The organism is Halopseudomonas sp. L-58 (assembly GCF_056859475.1).
This window is the reverse complement of the sequence record NZ_JBSXON010000071.1, coordinates 195,447-211,661: the sequence shown is the minus strand read 5'-3', so window position 1 is coordinate 211,661 and position 16,215 is coordinate 195,447. Positions and strand designations below refer to the sequence as shown.

The following is a 16,215-nucleotide window of genomic DNA, read 5'->3' as shown; positions in this document are numbered from 1 at the left end:
GCAGGGTCACGGCATGCCGTGACCGTAGGGTGGTAGCCGTGGGTGTCGGTACATCTGTTGGTTTATATGCGGCCGGTTTGCGGGCGCGACATGTCGCGTCCCTACGAATGATCGATGCACACATACCGTTGTAGGGCCACGGCATGCCGTGGCCGTGCGAACGCGCAGGGTTTCAGGTGTGGCGCCCTCTGCACGGCGAGGGCCTACGATCGCTTAGAAGCTGCGTTTTACCGCAAAGCGTGCGAGCTGCTCCAGTGAGTCGCGGTAGGTCGACTGCGGCAGTGCAGACAGCAGTGCGACGGCGCGATCGGCGTGCTCGTTTGCCAGGCGTGCGGTGTAATCCAGGGCGCCACAGTCGGTGACTGCTGCACGGATCGGTGCGATATCGTCCGTACCACCCTTTTGAATGGCGCTCCGTACCAGCGCGGCCTGTTCGGCGCTGCCGTTGCGCATCGTATAGATCAGGGGCAGCGTGGGCTTGCCTTCAGCCAGATCGTCGCCAACGTTTTTGCCCATTTCGGCGGCGTCACCGCTGTAATCCAGCAGGTCGTCCGTCAGCTGGAATGCGATGCCGAGGGCGTCGCCATACAGGCGCAAGGCTTCGGTCTGTTCGCTGCTTGCCTTGCTGAGAATGGCGGCGCTGTGGCACGCGGCTTCAAACAGCATGGCCGTCTTGCTGCGAATGACTTCCATGTAGGTGGCTTCGTCGGTATTGGCGTCACGCACCTTGGAAAGCTGCAGCACCTCGCCTTCGGCAATCACGTTGGTCGCGTTGGCAAGGATGCGCATGACGTCCAGCTCGCCGAGGGCAACCATCATCTCGAAGGCTCGCGAATAGAGGAAGTCGCCGACCAGTACGCTCGGCGCGTTGCCCCAGAGGGCATTGGCGGTGGAGCGTCCGCGGCGCATGTCGGAGGTGTCCACCACGTCGTCATGCAGCAGGGTGGCGGTATGCAGGAATTCAATGATGGCAGCCAGCTTGTGCTGGTCCGGACCGTGCGCATCGCAGGCTCTGGCGCTGAGCAACACCACCAGGGGGCGCAGACGTTTGCCGCCGGCGCTGATGATGTAATGGCCGATCTTTTCCACGAGGGGTACCCGGGAGTGCAGTTGGTCCAGGATCAGCTGGTTGACCGCAGCAAAGTCTCCGGCGACCGGCTCGTAGAAAGGCAACGTGCTCATTGATTGCAGAATTCCAGAAAAGGTTCCGCGGCATGCTAGGTTGCGGGCCCCAAGCTGTCAAGGAACGCGGGTTTTGCGCGCATTGTGGTACTTGCTTAATGTCGGACGGTTGAGTAAAATCCGCGCCCTGAGATAAAGCATCCCTGTTTTGACAATGGCAAGGTCGACTTCGATAGGCGAAGTCACTTGCAGCCATGCCAGCCAATAACCATTCCTCTAAAGCGCTGGGTGAGCAGGATTACGGAGAAAGCAACATGTACGCAGTCATTGTTACCGGCGGCAAGCAATACAAGGTCGCTGAAGGCGAGTTCCTGAAAGTAGAGAAACTGGACGCTGAAACCGGCGCCACCATCGAGTTTGACAAGGTTCTGCTGGTTGCAAACGGCGACGACGTCAAGATCGGAGCCCCGGTTGTTGAGGGTGCCAAGGTGACTGCAGAAGTCAGCGCGCACGGTCGTGGCGATAAAGTTCGCATCATCAAGTTCCGTCGCCGCAAGCACCACATGAAGCGTCAGGGCCACCGTCAGTGGTACACCGAAATCAAGATCACCGGCATCTCTGCCTAAGCTGATTCAGGAGAGTAAAGACTCATGGCACACAAAAAAGCAGGCGGTTCCACGCGTAACGGCCGCGATTCAGAATCCAAACGACTTGGTGTGAAAATGTACGGTGGCCAGGCCATCGTTCCGGGCAACATCATTGTTCGCCAGCGTGGCACCGAGTTCCATCCCGGCAAGAACGTCGGCATGGGCAAGGATCACACTCTGTTCGCCAAGGTCGAAGGTGTGGTCAAGTTTGAAGTCAAAGGCAAGTTCGGTCGTCGTTACGTCAGTGTCGTAACCGCCTGATAAGCCCCAGCTTCTGAAAAGCCCTGTCTTGCGACGGGGCTTTTTTGTTTGTAGCGTATCTTTTCCAATAGCCCGTCCCGCCTGGGAAGGGGAGATAAATGAAATTTGTTGATGAGGTAGCCATTACGGTCAAGGCCGGTGATGGTGGTAATGGCTGCATGAGCTTCCGTCGCGAGAAGTTCATTCCCAAGGGTGGTCCGGATGGTGGAGACGGCGGTGACGGCGGCTCTATCTACCTTGAGGCTGATCCCAATCTGAATACGCTGGTCGACTACCGCTATACGCGCCGCTTCAATGCGCAGCGTGGCGAGAATGGTCGCGGCAGTGACTGTACTGGCGCCAAGGGTGAGGACATGGTTCTCCCTGTGCCGGTTGGTACTACCGTGATTGATGCGGGGACCCAGGAAATCATTGGTGACCTGACCGAGGCTGGACAGCGTCTGCTGGTAGCGCAGGGTGGTTTCCATGGTCTGGGTAATACCCGGTTCAAGTCCAGCGTGAATCGGGCGCCGCGTCAGACTACGCAGGGTTCGCTGGGCGAGCTGCGTGATCTGAAGCTGGAGCTCAAGGTGCTGGCGGACGTGGGTTTGCTGGGTCTGCCGAACGCGGGCAAGAGTACCTTTATTCGCTCGGTTTCTGCGGCCAAGCCGAAGGTGGCTGATTATCCGTTTACCACCATGGTGCCGAATCTGGGTGTGGTCGATGTTGGGCAGTTGCGCAGCTTTGTGATCGCGGACATTCCGGGTGTTATTGCCGGTGCTGCTGATGGTGCGGGTTTGGGGACGCGTTTCCTCAAGCACTTGTCGCGCACGCGTCTGTTGCTGCATCTGGTCGATATGGCGCCGCTGGATCAGTCCGATCCGGTGGAAGCGGTCGAAACCATTATTCACGAGCTGGGCAAGTTCAGTCCATCGCTGACCCTGCGTGAGCGCTGGCTGGTGCTGAACAAGTGCGATCAACTGCTGGAAGACGAGCAGCAGGCGATCCTGGATGATGTGGTCGAGCGTCTGGAGTGGGAAGATCCGGTTTACGTTATTTCCGCCTCCGAGCGTCTGGGTACTGCGGAGTTGGCCAAGGATGTAATGAACTGGCTCGATGAGCGTGAGCATCGTCTGGTCGAGGATGAGGAATACGCTGCCGAGATGGCTGAGCTGGATCAGCGTATCGAGGATGAGGCGCGTGCCCACATCCAGGATCTGGATGATCGTCGCGCGCTGCGCAAGCAGGGTATTTCGGCGGATGATCTGGATGACGACGACGAGGATGACGAGGACGGTCCGGAGATCTTCTACGTCCACTGATTGCTTCGAGTTGTCAGGTGAAGAGTTCCGTGGCGGCCGCCGCTGCTGCCGCGGTTTGTCTTTGGCATTTTGTTGATGGGATCAGCATGCGTGAAAAGGTAACCGGGGCCCGTCGCTGGGTGGTCAAGATTGGCAGTGCGCTGCTGACCGGCGATGGACGTGGTCTCGATCAGGCGGCGATGGCGGTATGGGTTGAGCAATTGGCGGCATTGCGTGCCTCCGGTGCGCAAGTGGTATTGGTGTCTTCCGGTGCGGTGGCGGCCGGTATGAGCCGTCTTGGTTGGTCCGAGCGACCGAAGACGACTCATGACCTGCAGGCGGCTGCTGCCATCGGTCAGATGGGGCTGGTGCAGGCCTGGGAGTCGAGCTTTCAGCGTCACGGGCTGTCGACTGCCCAGATTCTGCTGACCCATGACGATTTATCTGATCGCAAGCGTTACCTGAATGCGCGCAGCACCTTGCGTGCGTTGCTGGACCTGGGCGTTATTCCGGTTATCAACGAAAACGACACGGTGATCACTGACGAGATCCGCTTCGGCGATAACGACACTTTGGGTGCGCTGGTAACCAACCTGGTCGAGGCGGACCTGCTGGTTATCCTGACGGATCGCGACGGCCTGTTCACTGCTGATCCGCGCAGCAATCCGAGTGCCGAGCTGGTGTCGTCGGCGATGGCTGACGATCCGGCGCTGGATGCGATGGCGGGTGGCAGTTCCGGTGCGCTTGGTCGGGGCGGTATGGCGACCAAGCTGCGAGCTGCGCGCCTGGCGGCTCGTTCCGGCGCTGCGACTGTAATTGTTGGCGGACGCATTGAGCGGGTGATTGATCGTCTGCATGCGGGAGAATCGCTCGGCACGTTGCTGCTGTCGGAGAAAGGCATGCTTGCAGCGCGCAAGCAGTGGCTGGCCGGGCATTTGCAGACGCGTGGTCGCCTGTTGCTGGATGCGGGGGCGGTCAGGGCGTTGCGTTCCGGCAGAACCAGTCTCTTGCCAGTCGGTGTGACCGCAGTTGAGGGTGGTTTCCGCCGTGGTGAGATGGTGGTCTGCGTGGGGCCTGACGGGCGCGAGGTGGCGCGCGGGCTGGCCAATTACGCGGCGCAGGATGCGGCGCGTATCGCCGGTAAGTCGACCGATGAGATCGCCGGCATCCTCGGTTACATCGACGATCCGGAGATGGTGCACAAGGACAATCTGGTCCTGGTGTGACCGGTGCGGCCACGGCATGCCGTGGCTCTGCATGGCTATTACCCACCACTCGTCATTCCTGCGCAGGCAGGAATCCAGTGATGCGTCGGAGCGCGCATGGATCCTCGCCTGCGCGAGGATGACGGGGTGGGGCGGTCGCAAGGTCGCGACATGCCGTGGCTGCATCCGCGCACGCACCAACCAGCAGTGCACCAATAACCAGGGGTGCCGCCACGCGGCCGCGGCATGCCGTGGCTCTGCACGGCTATTACCCACCACCCGTCATTCCTGCGCAGGCAGGAATCCGGTGATGCGTCAGAGAGCGTATGGATCCTCGCCTGCGCGAGGATGACGGGGTGGTAGGGCGTTGGGCGGTCGTAGGGGCGCGACATGTCGCGGCGGCACTCGCGCACGGACCTGCACTTGCACCTGCACCTGCGCTTGCACCAACCAACAGTGCACCTATAGTCCGTCATTCCTGCGCAGGCAGGAATCCAGTGCTGCGTCAGAGTGCGTATGGATCCTCGCCTGCGCGAGGATGACGGGGTGGTAGGGCGTTGGGCAGTCGTAGGGGCGCGACATGTCGTGGCCGCACCCGCACCAACCAACCAACCAACAGTGCACCAATAGTCCGTCATTCCTGCGCAGGCAGGCATCCAGTGATGCGTCAGGGCGGGTATGTATCCTCGTCTGCGCGAGGATGACGGCGTGGTGGGGCGTTGGGCGGTCGTAGGGACGCGACATGTCGCGTCCGCAATATTGCGTATTTTCTGCGGGCACAAAAAAAACCGGCCAAGGCCGGTTTTTTCATTCAGCAAGAACAGCGGTATCAGGCGGCTTCAGCCATGGCCTTGATGTGCGCGTTCAGGCGGCTCTTGTGGCGAGCGGCCTTGTTCTTGTTGATGATGCCTTTGTCAGCCATGCGGTCGATGACCGGAACAGCAGCGGTGTAGGCTGCCTTGGCTTTGTCGAGGTCCTTGGCATCAATCGCCTTGACGACGTTTTTGATGTAGGTACGGACCATGGAGCGCAGGCTTGCATTGTGGTTGCGGCGCTTCTCGGCCTGCTTGGCGCGTTTCTTGGCTTGAGGTGAGTTGGCCACCGTCTTGCTCCTCAGAAAATCTGGATGAATTAGGTACAAACAAGGCCGCGTACTATGCCGCCGGTCTTGCCGATTGTCAAGCCTGTATGGGCTTGCTTGAACGGCTGTGTTGACCGGTGGTCACAGTGGCCGATGGGGCAGCATTTTACACACGTGCGGCCTGACAAGGGCAAGTGCGCGCCGCTATGATGGCGCTTTTATTTTGGTGCCATATTTCATGTCTCAACCTGCTGCTCCTGAACCTGCTGCACCCAAGGCACCAAGCCTGCTTAGATCCGGCCTTGTGGTCAGCGTCATGACGCTGCTGTCGCGGGTGCTGGGCATGGTGCGAGACATCGTGGTCGCCGCCTATTTCGGTTCGCAGTCCGAAGCGGATGCGTTCTTTATTGCATTCAAGATTCCCAATTTTCTGCGTCGCCTGTTTGCCGAGGGAGCCTTTGCCCAGGCCTTCGTGCCGGTGCTGTCGGAGTATCGCACCAAGTTCACCCTTTTCGAGGTCAGGCAACTGGTTGACCGCGTGGCCGGGACCCTCGGTCTGACGCTGGCCGGGATCACGGCGCTCGGGGTTGCCGGCGCGCCCGTCATCATCACCCTGTTTGCGCCTGGTTTTCATGGTGATGACGCCAAGCTGGCGCTGGCGACCGACATGCTGCGCATCACCTTTCCCTATCTGTTTCTGATTTCGCTGACAGCGCTGTGTGGGTCGATCCTCAACAGTTATGGTCGGTTCGCGGTTCCGGCGTTTACGCCGGTACTGCTGAACGTCTGCATGATCGGCGCGACCCTGTTCCTTACACCGTATTTTGCGCAGCCGATCATGGCGCTGGCCTGGGGCGTGTTTATCGCGGGTGTTGCCCAGCTGCTGTTTCAGTTGCCGTTTCTGGCGCAGATCAAGTTGCTGCCGGTGCCGCGGCCCAATCGCCGTGATCCGGGCGTAAAGCGCATCATGACGCTGATGGTGCCGGCGCTGTTCGGCGTGTCGGTCAGCCAGATCAACCTGTTGCTGGATACCGTGCTGGCGTCCTTTCTGCAGACCGGCAGCATTTCCTGGCTGTATTACGCCGATCGGCTGTCGGAGCTGCCGCTGGGTGCATTCGGTATTGCCATCGGTACGGTCATTCTGCCGGCACTGTCGCGCCAGCATGCCGGTGAGGACCTCAAGGCATTCGGTCGCACGCTGGACTGGGCGGTACGCATGGTGCTGCTGGTCGGTGTGCCCGCTGCGCTGGCGCTGCTGTTGCTGGCCGAGCCGCTGATTGCCACGCTGTTTCATTATGGTGCGATGACCGGCGATGACGTCAGCCAGTCGGCCGCTGCACTGCGAGCCTATTCCGTTGGTGTGATGACCTTCATGCTGATCAAGGTCCTGGCCCCTGGCTACTTTGCCCGCCAGGACACGAAAACGCCGGTGCGCATCGCCATTATCTGCATGGTCTCCAATATGGGGCTCAACCTGCTGCTGATCTGGCCGCTGCAGCACGTGGGCCTTGCGCTTGCCACATCGCTGTCGGCGCTGCTCAATGCCGGGCTGCTCTGGTGGGGGTTGCGCCGGGATGGTGTCTACCACGCGCAGCCGGGTTGGACGCGCTTCGCCCTCAGACTGTTTGCGGCAACCGCCGCGATGGCGGCGCTGCTATTGTGGATGGTGCCTGCAACGGCTGATTGGCTGGCGTGGGGCTGGCAGCGCAAGGCCTGGGAGATGACGTTGCTGGTGGTGGGCGGCATGGTGGTCTACCTCGGCATACTGTTTGCGCTGGGCCTGCGTATGCGTGACCTGCGCGGGGCACGGGGTTGAACGGCATGACGCGCAACCCCGCAAGCCTGTATACTGCGGCGTTTCGATTGACCCACCACTGACGAGCATTATGGAACTGGTCCGCGGTTTACATAACCTGCGGCCCCGGCACCGGGGCTGCGTCGCCACTATCGGCAATTTCGATGGTGTACATGTTGGACATCAGGCCATTCTGGCGCGCCTGCGTGCGCACTCCGAACGTCTCGGGCTGCCCGGCTGTGTCGTGATTTTCGAGCCGCAGCCGCGCGAGTTCTTCGCGCCTGATGCTGCACCGCCGCGGCTGACCCGCTTGCGCGAGAAGCTGACTCTGCTGCAGCACAACGGGGTGGACCGTGTGCTGTGCCTGGCGTTCAATCGCAGGCTGCGCGAGCTCAGTGCCGAGCAGTTTGTGCAACAGGTACTGATTGATGGTCTGGGGGTTCGCCACCTTGAAGTTGGCGACGACTTCCGGTTTGGCTGTGACCGTTCCGGCGATTTTGCCTTCCTGCAACAAAGCGGGATTGCGCACGGGTTTACTGTTGAGGCAGCCAATACGGTTGCCGAGAGCGGCGAGCGGATCAGCAGCAGCCGTCTGCGCCAGGTATTGGCCGAGGGCGATTTTATTCTCGCCTCGCTGTTGTTGGGGCGCCCGTTCAGCATTACCGGGCGTGTGGTTTACGGGCAACAGCTGGGACGTACCATAGGTGCGCCGACCGCCAATGTTCAGCTCAAGCGGGTCAATCCGCCGCTGCACGGCGTATACCGCGTCAGCGTTGAGCTGGATGGTGTGGTGCTCAAGGGCGTGGCCAATATCGGCAAGCGCCCTTCGGTCAGTGGGGATGGCAAGGCGCACCTGGAGGTGCACCTGTTTGATTTTTCCGGCGATCTGTATGGTCGCCGGCTGACCGTCGTTTTTCACCAGAAGTTGCGGGACGAAAAGCGTTTCGACTCGCTGGACGCATTGCAGGCGGCGATCAAGGCCGATTTTGCTGCCGCCAGGGCCCAGTGGGGTCTGTAAATTTTTCGAGAGCCTGATAGAAAATGACCGACTACAAAGCGACATTGAATCTGCCCGCCACGGATTTTCCGATGAAGGCCGGGCTGCCGAACCGCGAACCTGAGACGCTCAAGCGTCTGGACGGCCTGTACCAGCGGATTCGGGAAGTCAGCCAGGGGCGTCCGCAGTTTGTCCTGCACGATGGCCCCCCGTACGCCAACGGCGTTATTCATATCGGTCATGCACTCAACAAGATCATCAAGGACATGATCGTCCGTTCCAAGACCCTGTCGGGCTTCGATGCGCCCTACGTCCCGGGTTGGGACTGTCACGGTCTGCCGATCGAGCACAAGGTGGAAACGACCCACGGCAAGCATCTGCCGGCCGATCAGGTGCGCGCGCTGTGCCGCGAATATGCCGGCGAGCAGGTTGCGCTGCAGAAGGCCGACTTCATCCGACTGGGCGTGCTGGGTGACTGGGACAATCCCTACCTGACCATGAACTACGCCAACGAGGCGGGCGAGATTCGCGCGCTGGGCCGTATGGTTGAGCAGGGCGTAGTGTTCAAGGGCCTCAAACCGGTCAACTGGTGCTTTGACTGTGGCTCGGCGCTGGCCGAGGCCGAGGTCGAGTATCAGGACAAGAAGTCCGAAGCCATTGATGTTGCCTTCCCGGTCGAGGATGCCGACAAGCTGGCGGCGGCCTTCGGTCTGGATGCGCTGCCCAAGCCGGCCGCCATGGTCATCTGGACCACAACACCCTGGACCATTCCTGCCAACCAGGCGCTGAATGCCCACCCCGAATTCAATTACGCGCTGGTTGATACCGGTGAGCGCCTGCTGGTGCTGGCCGAGGATCTGGTTGCCGATTGTCTGGCGCGCTATGGCCTGGAAGGCCTGGTGCTCGCTACCACCGCCGGTGCGTCGCTTGAACTGATCAACTTCCGTCACCCGCTGTATGACCGCCTGTCGCCGGTTTACTTGGCTGACTATGTCGAGCTGGACGCCGGTACCGGTATCGTTCACTCGGCTCCGGCCTATGGTGAAGACGACTTCCGTACCTGCAAGCAGTACGGCATGCACAACGATGACATTCTCAGCCCGGTGCAGAGCAACGGTGTCTATGTTCAGGATCTACCATTCTTCGGCGGCCAGTTTATCTGGAAGGCCAACCCGGCCATCGTCGCCAAGCTGGACGAAGTGGGCGCGCTGCTCAAGCATCAGAGCATTCAGCACAGCTACATGCACTGCTGGCGCCACAAGACGCCGCTGATCTACCGTGCTACCGCCCAGTGGTTTGTCGGCATGGATGTGCCGGTCGCCGGTGGCGAGACCCTGCGCGAGCGCGCGCTCAAGGCCATTGAAGAGACCGACTTTGTTCCCGCCTGGGGCAAGCAGCGCCTGCACAACATGATTGCCGGCCGCCCGGATTGGTGTATCTCCCGTCAGCGTAACTGGGGCGTGCCGATCCCGTTCTTCCTGCATCGCGAATCTGGCGAACTGCATCCGCGCACCGTCGAGCTGATCGAGCAGGTTGCCCAGCGCGTGGAGCAGCAGGGGATCGATGCCTGGTTCAACCTGGATGCGGCCGAACTGCTGGGCGACGAAGCAGCCCAGTACGAAAAGATCAGCGATACCCTGGATGTCTGGTTCGACTCCGGAACGACCCACTGGCATGTGATGCGCGGCTCGCACCCGATGGGCCACGATCAGGGGCCGCGCGCCGATCTGTATCTGGAAGGCTCCGACCAGCATCGCGGCTGGTTCCACTCGTCGCTGCTGACCGGTTGTGCGATCGACGGTCATGCGCCTTATCGTGGCCTGCTGACGCACGGTTTCACGGTCGACGAGAAGGGCCGCAAGATGTCCAAGTCGCTGGGTAACACCATCGCGCCGCAGAAGGTCAACGACACCCTGGGTGCCGACATTCTGCGTCTGTGGGTGTCCTCGACCGATTACACCGCTGAAATCGCTGTGTCCGATCAGATCCTGCAGCGCAGCGCTGATGCCTACCGCCGTATTCGCAATACCGCGCGCTTCCTGCTGTCCAACTTGAGCGGCTTTGATCCGGCGACCGACGCCCTGCCGGCCGAGCAGATGCTGGATCTGGACCGTTGGGCTGTTGACCGTGCCCTGCTGCTGCAGCAGGAGATTGTCGAGGCCTATGAAACCTATCGCTTCTGGAACGTCTACCAGAAGGTGCACAACTTCTGCGTGCAGGAGCTGGGCGGCTTCTATCTCGATATCATCAAGGACCGTCAGTACACCACCCAGGCGAACAGTGTCGCGCGTCGCTCCTGTCAGACTGCGCTGTATCACATCGCCGAGGCGCTGGTGCGCTGGGTTGCGCCAATCCTGTGTTTCACCGCCGAGGAGCTTTGGCAGTACCTGCCGGGCGAGCGCAGCGAGTCGGTCATGCTCACCACCTGGTACGAAGGGCTTGAGGCGCTGCCGGAAGGGCAGGCGCTGGGTCGCGACTTCTGGGCCCAGATCATGGGCGTGAAGGAGGCGGTCAACAAGGAAATGGAAAACCTGCGCAATGCCAAGGTACTGCGTGGCAACCTGGAAGCCGAAGTCACCCTCTACGCCGATGACAGCCTGCGCGCCGCGCTGGCCCAGCTGGGCGATGAGCTGCGCTTTGTGCTGATTACCTCGCAGGCTACCCTGGCACCGCTGGCCGAGGCGGGCGAGCAGGCGGTAGAAACCGAGGTTCCAGGCCTGAAGCTGCAGATCGTCAAGTCAGACGCAGCCAAGTGTGCACGCTGCTGGCACCTGCGCGCCGACGTCGGCAGCCACGCCGCTCACCCGGACATCTGTGGCCGCTGCGTCGAGAACATCGAAGGCGCCGGTGAGGTACGCAAGCATGCCTGATGTCCGCAAGGGCAGTCTGATCTGGCTGGTGCTGTCGGCGCTGGTCATTGTGCTCGATCAGTTGACCAAATGGGTGGCTGTGTCGGAGCTGCAGCTGTATCAGCAGGTGCCGATCATCGATGACCTGTTCAGCTTCACCCTGGCCTACAACACCGGTGCCGCGTTCAGCTTTCTGGCCGACGCCAGTGGCTGGCAGCGCTGGCTGTTTGCCGTCATCGCAGTCGTTGTGAGCATAGTGCTGTGCGTCTGGCTGGCGCGTCTGGATCGCAGCAAAAAGCTTGAAGCCATCGCGTTGGCACTGATTCTGGGTGGCGCCATCGGCAACCTGTATGACCGGGTGATTCACGGCAAGGTGACCGACTTCATTCTGGTGCACTGGCAGCAGAGCTGGTTCTTCCCGGCCTTCAATATTGCCGACAGTGCGATTACCGTCGGTGCGGCATTGCTGCTGTTCGACATGTTTTTCGGCAGGAAGCCGGAGCAAAACTGACCGATGGCCCGCACACGCGGGCCCGGCTTTCCAGGCGAGATTCCCATGACAGATACACGAATTGGTCACGCGTCCGAAGTAACCCTGCACTTTACCCTCAAGCTGCCCAACGGCGATGTGGTCGATACCACCACCGACAAGCAGCCGGCCACCTTCAAGGTGGGCGACGGCAGCCTGCTGCCCGGTTTTGAACAGGTGCTGTTCGGTCTCAAGGTCGGCGACTGCCGCAGTTTCGAGATCGAGCCCGAGCGCGGCTTCGGTCCGGGTAACGAGCAGAATATTCAGACCATTGCTCGCGATCAGTTTGACGAGATGGAGCTGGAGCCGGGGCTGCTGGTGATCTTTGCCGACGCCGCCGGCGGCGAGTTGCCGGGCGTGGTCAAGCAGGTGCATGATTCGGTAGTCGAGGTTGACTTCAATCATCCGCTGGCCGGCAAGGTCATCACCTTTGACGTCGAGATCGTCGGCGTACGCTGATCGCGTCAGCTCTCGGCCCATTCTTTCGATACTCCAGCGAGGCTTTTCATGCAGATCAAACTGGCCAACCCCCGCGGCTTCTGCGCCGGTGTCGACCGAGCCATCGAGATCGTCAATCGCGCGCTGGAAGTGTTCGGTCCGCCGATCTACGTGCGTCACGAGGTCGTCCATAACAAGTTTGTGGTCGAGGATCTGCGCAATCGTGGCGCGGTGTTTGTCGAAGAAATCGATCAGGTGCCGGATGACGTGATCGTTATCTTCAGCGCCCACGGCGTGTCCCAGGCTGTGCGTCAGGAGGCGGCGGATCGCGGTCTCAAGGTGTTTGACGCCACCTGCCCGCTGGTGACCAAGGTGCATATGGAAGTAACCCGCTATAGCCGCGAAGGGCGCGAATGCATCCTGATCGGCCACGCGGGTCACCCTGAAGTCGAAGGCACCATGGGGCAGTACGACGCCAGTAACGGCGGGGCAATCTATCTGGTTGAGGACGAGGCAGATGTCGAGCGCTTGCAGGTTCAAGACCCTGAGCGCCTGGCGTTTGTCACCCAGACCACCCTGTCGATGGATGACACCGCGCGGGTGATCGACGCGTTGCGTGCGCGTTTCCCGTCGATTGACGGGCCACGCAAGGATGACATCTGCTACGCCACCCAGAACCGCCAGGATGCCGTCAAGCAACTGGCCGCGTCCTGCGATGTGGTGCTGGTGGTCGGCAGTCCCAACAGCTCCAACTCCAATCGCCTGCGCGAGCTATCCGAGCGTATGGGCACGCCTGCCTACCTGATTGATGGTGCCGAAGAGATTCAATCAGCCTGGCTGGAGGGCGCGCAGAATGTCGGCGTCACCGCAGGCGCCTCGGCACCGGATGTGCTGGTGCGCCAGGTTATCGCCCACCTGCACGCCCAGGGGGCCACCGGCGCAGAGGAGCTGGCGGGTAAGGAAGAAAACATCGTCTTCAGCATGCCGAAAGAACTGCGGGTGGTACAGCTGTAGGGGCGCGGCCTGCCGCCCGCGAATACCGTGCAGGCAAAGCGCCGGGTGCGCCAACAGCCTGCGCATCTACCTTGCGGCCACGACATGTCGTGGCCCTACGGGTATCGCAGCGCAGCCTGAGGCGGTATTGCCACCGTGTTTTCTGTTTTTGTTGTAGGGCCACAGCATGCTGTGGCCGTGTGCCGGCGCTGTTGGTTGTAGGCACACCTGGTGGTTGATGTGCGCGTGGGGCGGCCACGACATGTCGTAGCCCTGCAAAATCACGAAATATGAAACACCGCGGCGATATATTGTAGGGGCGCGGCATGCCGCGCCCGCAGGCGTTGCGCTGTCGTTGACCGGGCACTTACTGGCTGCCCTTCCACAGCCCCCTGATGGCCGCAATGCCCTGTGCGCCTGCATGGTGGGCGGTATTCAGCTCGGCCAGCGTCAGTCCACCCAGCAGGTAGGCGGGCAGGCGGCAGCGTGTCAGCAGGGCGTGGGCCTGCTCCCAGCCGAGGGGCAGAGCGTCGGGATGGGTTTGTGTGGGCAGAACCGGCGACAGCGTTACAAAATCCACTCCCAGCGCTTCCGCCATCTGCAGCTCCTCTGCGTTGTGGCAGGAAGCTGCCAGCCAGCGGTGCTCTGACAGCGGACGAACTGGCGTCGGCTGTCGGGCAAAGTTACGCAGCTGTGCAGCCGTCAGGTGCCAGCCGGCGCCTTCCATCACTGGCGCCTGATCACCCTTCAGCATAAATATGGCCTGGTCACCCCAGTGGGCCATCACCTGCTCGCACAGCGCCCGGTAGCGCGCGTCGTCCAGCTGTGTCTGGCGCAGTTGTATCAGTCGCATGCCTGCCGCAACGGCTCGGCCAATCCCGTCCAGCAGGTCGGGTTCGTCCATATCCGGAGTCACCAGATAGCGGTCAGGCAATTGCGCGGCGGTCACAATTGGCTGATTGGCCGCCGGAAAGCTGAAGTCGTTCAGCTGTTGTTCGGTTACCCAGCGCACCGGCTGCCCCTCGGCGCCATGTGCGTCGCCGCTGAAACTGCTGACTTCCCACACATCCAGACGAATCTGTTTGTCTGTGTAGTCATGCTGCAAATCGATCAACGGGCGCGCGCTGATCACGGTTATCCCCAGCTCTTCCTTCAGTTCCCTGCGCAGCCCATCGAGGCGGGTCTCGTCTGCTTCCAGCTTGCCGCCGGGAAATTCCCATAACCCGCCCTGATGTGCGTTGTCCGGGCGCCTGGCGATCAAGATCCGGCGCTGGGGGTCACGAATGACCGCCGCCATCACGTGAATGCGGCGCATGCTCAGCGCTCCGGCAAGTCGTCGGAAAAGATATCCTGCTCGTCGTCCTGACGGCCTTCAATCACGTGCTCTTCAGCCGCCCAGGCGCCCAGATCAATCAGGCGGCAGCGATGGCTGCAGAAGGGCCGTTCAGGGAAGCTGTCGTCCCAGGTGACCGGTGCCTTGCAGGTGGGGCAGTTGACCGTCAGCGTCATGCTTGGGACTCCAGCAGTTTGAGATAGCGCTGGTGCAGCGCGTCGACCTGAGCGTGTAGTGCTGCCAGGTCGCTGTCGTTGGTGAGGACGTCGTGGGCATGGCGCAGACGTTCTTCCCGCTGGGCCTGGGCCTGCATGATGGCGCGCACCTGTGCCTCGGGCACCGCATCGCGCTGAACCGTGCGTGCGAGCTGCATGGCTTCAGGCACGTCGACCACGATGATGCGCTTGGTCAGGGTGTTCTGGCCTGATTCGACCAGCAGTGGTGAGACCAGCAGTGCGTAAGGCGAGCGGGCGGACTGCAGATCGGTCATGATCTCTTCGCGAATCAGCGGGTGCAGCAACTGCTCCAGCCACTGGCGCTCCTGCGGTTCAGCGAATACCCGCTCGCGCAGGGCCGCACGATTCAGGTTGCCGTCCTCCAGCAGGATGGCATCGCCAAAGCGGTCGACAATATGGCTCAGGGCCGGCTTGCCCGGCTCAACCACAACACGGGACTTGAGGTCGGCGTCCACAACGTGGATGCCATGTTCGGCAGCAAAGCGATTGGCCGCAGCGCTCTTGCCACTGCCAATGCCGCCAGTCAGGCCTATGATCATCGGTTACGGATCCTCGGGATGGATGCCGGCTGCTGTCAGAAACCGGCGAACTGCAGATACTGGCTGGTGATTGTCTCACCCCATATCAGCGCTATCCAGCCGGCAATGGCCAGATAGGGCCCGAAGGGCAGTGGTGTGCTGTTGGCTGCACCACGTGTCTTGAGAATGATGATGCCGAGAATGGCACCCACCAGCGATGACAGCAGGATGGTCAGCGGCAGAATCTGCCAGCCACCCCAGGCGCCAAGCATGGCGAGCAGCTTGAAGTCGCCGTAGCCCATGCCTTCCTTGCCGGTGATCAGCTTGAACAGCCAATACACCGACCACAGGCTGAGGTAGCCGGCAATGGCGCCCCACAAGGCGGTATTAAGGTCGGTGTAAAGGCCGATGCTGTTGGCGATCAGGCCCAGCCACAGCAACGGCAGCACAAGGTCATCGGGCAGTAACTGGGTGTCGGCGTCGATCATGCTCAGGCTGATCAGGCCCCAGGTCAGCAGCAGCATGCCGCCGGCCGCCCAGCCAAAACCGTAGTGCCAGGCTACTACCATCGACAGCGCCGCCGTCAGAATCTCGACCAGCGGGTAGCGGGGGCTGATTGGCGCCCTGCATTGGCCGCAGCGGCCGCGCAGCAACAGGTAGCTGATTACCGGCAGGTTCTGCCAGGCCTTTATTTCAGTCTTGCAGTGCGGGCAATGGGAGTGGGGCAGCAGCAGGTTGTAGGTGTCTGCGGCAGGGTGCTTTTTGTTGGGTTCGAGCAGCTCTAGCGCCTGTTGCTGCCACTCGCGCTCCATCATGCGCGGCAGACGGTGAATCACCACGTTGAGGAAGCTGCCAACGATCAGGCCAATCAGCCCGGCGAGCAAAACAAAGGCCAGCGCGTGGCTGGCCAGATAGTTAAGGAGCGGCATGG

At 61.3% G+C, this 16,215-nt stretch carries 16 protein-coding genes; 10 read left to right on the top strand and 6 right to left on the bottom strand.

What is annotated here, in order from left to right:
• Nucleotides 1-213: 213 nt before the first annotated feature.
• On the bottom strand, nucleotides 214-1,182 hold the full coding sequence (gene ispB, locus AC13EY_RS13730; protein WP_482877444.1) for an octaprenyl diphosphate synthase: 969 nt from the start codon (nucleotides 1,180-1,182) through the stop codon (nucleotides 214-216).
• A gap of 254 nt (nucleotides 1,183-1,436) precedes the next feature.
• Here ispB and rplU point away from each other — a divergent pair, with 254 nt between their 5' ends.
• The 4 genes from rplU to proB all read left to right on the top strand — a co-directional run bounded on the left by rplU (nucleotide 1,437) and on the right by proB (nucleotide 4,536).
• Nucleotides 1,437-1,748, top strand: coding sequence for a 50S ribosomal protein L21 (gene rplU / locus AC13EY_RS13725; protein WP_088274864.1), 312 nt, complete (start codon nucleotides 1,437-1,439; stop codon nucleotides 1,746-1,748).
• A gap of 24 nt (nucleotides 1,749-1,772) precedes the next feature.
• Nucleotides 1,773-2,030, top strand: a complete 258-nt coding sequence (gene rpmA / locus AC13EY_RS13720) for a 50S ribosomal protein L27 (RefSeq protein ID WP_088274866.1) — start codon at nucleotides 1,773-1,775, stop codon at nucleotides 2,028-2,030.
• A gap of 98 nt (nucleotides 2,031-2,128) precedes the next feature.
• Entirely contained in the window at nucleotides 2,129-3,331 is a 1,203-nt protein-coding gene (gene cgtA, locus AC13EY_RS13715) for an Obg family GTPase CgtA (protein ID WP_482877441.1), read from the top strand.
• Nucleotides 3,332-3,417: 86 nt separating this feature from the next.
• Complete coding sequence (proB, locus tag AC13EY_RS13710) at nucleotides 3,418-4,536, top strand: glutamate 5-kinase (RefSeq protein WP_088274922.1); 1,119 nt, start codon at nucleotides 3,418-3,420, stop codon at nucleotides 4,534-4,536.
• Nucleotides 4,537-5,344: 808 nt separating this feature from the next.
• Here the strand turns inward: proB and rpsT are convergent.
• Nucleotides 5,345-5,617 carry a 30S ribosomal protein S20 gene (gene rpsT, locus AC13EY_RS13705; RefSeq protein ID WP_083725310.1) on the bottom strand — a complete coding sequence of 91 codons (273 nt, stop codon included), beginning with the start codon at nucleotides 5,615-5,617 and terminating at the stop codon, nucleotides 5,345-5,347.
• A 217-nt stretch (nucleotides 5,618-5,834) separates the two neighbouring features.
• Here rpsT and murJ point away from each other — a divergent pair, with 217 nt between their 5' ends.
• From murJ to ispH, 6 genes are all read left to right on the top strand, one after another.
• On the top strand, nucleotides 5,835-7,412 hold the full coding sequence (gene murJ / locus AC13EY_RS13700) for a murein biosynthesis integral membrane protein MurJ (protein WP_482877440.1): 1,578 nt from the start codon (nucleotides 5,835-5,837) through the stop codon (nucleotides 7,410-7,412).
• A 70-nt stretch (nucleotides 7,413-7,482) separates the two neighbouring features.
• Nucleotides 7,483-8,409: a bifunctional riboflavin kinase/FAD synthetase gene (gene ribF, locus AC13EY_RS13695; protein WP_233049082.1), complete on the top strand. Its 927-nt coding sequence runs from the start codon at nucleotides 7,483-7,485 to the stop codon at nucleotides 8,407-8,409.
• Nucleotides 8,410-8,432: 23 nt separating this feature from the next.
• Entirely contained in the window at nucleotides 8,433-11,258 is a 2,826-nt protein-coding gene (ileS, locus tag AC13EY_RS13690; RefSeq protein ID WP_482877438.1) for an isoleucine--tRNA ligase, read from the top strand.
• A complete protein-coding gene (gene lspA / locus AC13EY_RS13685) occupies nucleotides 11,251-11,748 on the top strand; it encodes a signal peptidase II (protein ID WP_228245808.1) in 498 nt (165 codons plus the stop codon). The genes ileS and lspA overlap by 8 nt, the downstream gene beginning before the upstream one ends.
• A 45-nt stretch (nucleotides 11,749-11,793) precedes the next feature.
• Entirely contained in the window at nucleotides 11,794-12,225 is a 432-nt protein-coding gene (gene fkpB / locus AC13EY_RS13680; protein WP_482877435.1) for an FKBP-type peptidyl-prolyl cis-trans isomerase, read from the top strand.
• Between the two features lie 48 nt (nucleotides 12,226-12,273).
• Nucleotides 12,274-13,218 carry a 4-hydroxy-3-methylbut-2-enyl diphosphate reductase gene (gene ispH, locus AC13EY_RS13675; protein ID WP_269687935.1) on the top strand — a complete coding sequence of 315 codons (945 nt, stop codon included), beginning with the start codon at nucleotides 12,274-12,276 and terminating at the stop codon, nucleotides 13,216-13,218.
• A 346-nt stretch (nucleotides 13,219-13,564) separates the two neighbouring features.
• On the opposite strand, the gene AC13EY_RS13670 is transcribed toward ispH, so the two are convergent.
• From AC13EY_RS13670 to AC13EY_RS13655, 4 genes are read right to left on the bottom strand one after another with little or no spacing between them, the layout of a single operon-like run.
• Nucleotides 13,565-14,512 (bottom strand): Nudix family hydrolase, encoded by a 948-nt coding sequence (locus tag AC13EY_RS13670; RefSeq protein WP_482877433.1) that lies wholly within the window; start codon nucleotides 14,510-14,512, stop codon nucleotides 13,565-13,567.
• Between the two features lie 2 nt (nucleotides 14,513-14,514).
• Entirely contained in the window at nucleotides 14,515-14,706 is a 192-nt protein-coding gene (gene yacG / locus AC13EY_RS13665) for a DNA gyrase inhibitor YacG (protein ID WP_088277640.1), read from the bottom strand.
• A complete protein-coding gene (gene coaE, locus AC13EY_RS13660) occupies nucleotides 14,703-15,305 on the bottom strand; it encodes a dephospho-CoA kinase (RefSeq protein WP_482877431.1) in 603 nt (200 codons plus the stop codon). The genes yacG and coaE overlap by 4 nt, the downstream gene beginning before the upstream one ends.
• A 35-nt stretch (nucleotides 15,306-15,340) precedes the next feature.
• A complete protein-coding gene (locus tag AC13EY_RS13655) occupies nucleotides 15,341-16,213 on the bottom strand; it encodes a prepilin peptidase (RefSeq protein WP_482877429.1) in 873 nt (290 codons plus the stop codon).
• Nucleotides 16,214-16,215 lie beyond the last annotated feature (2 nt).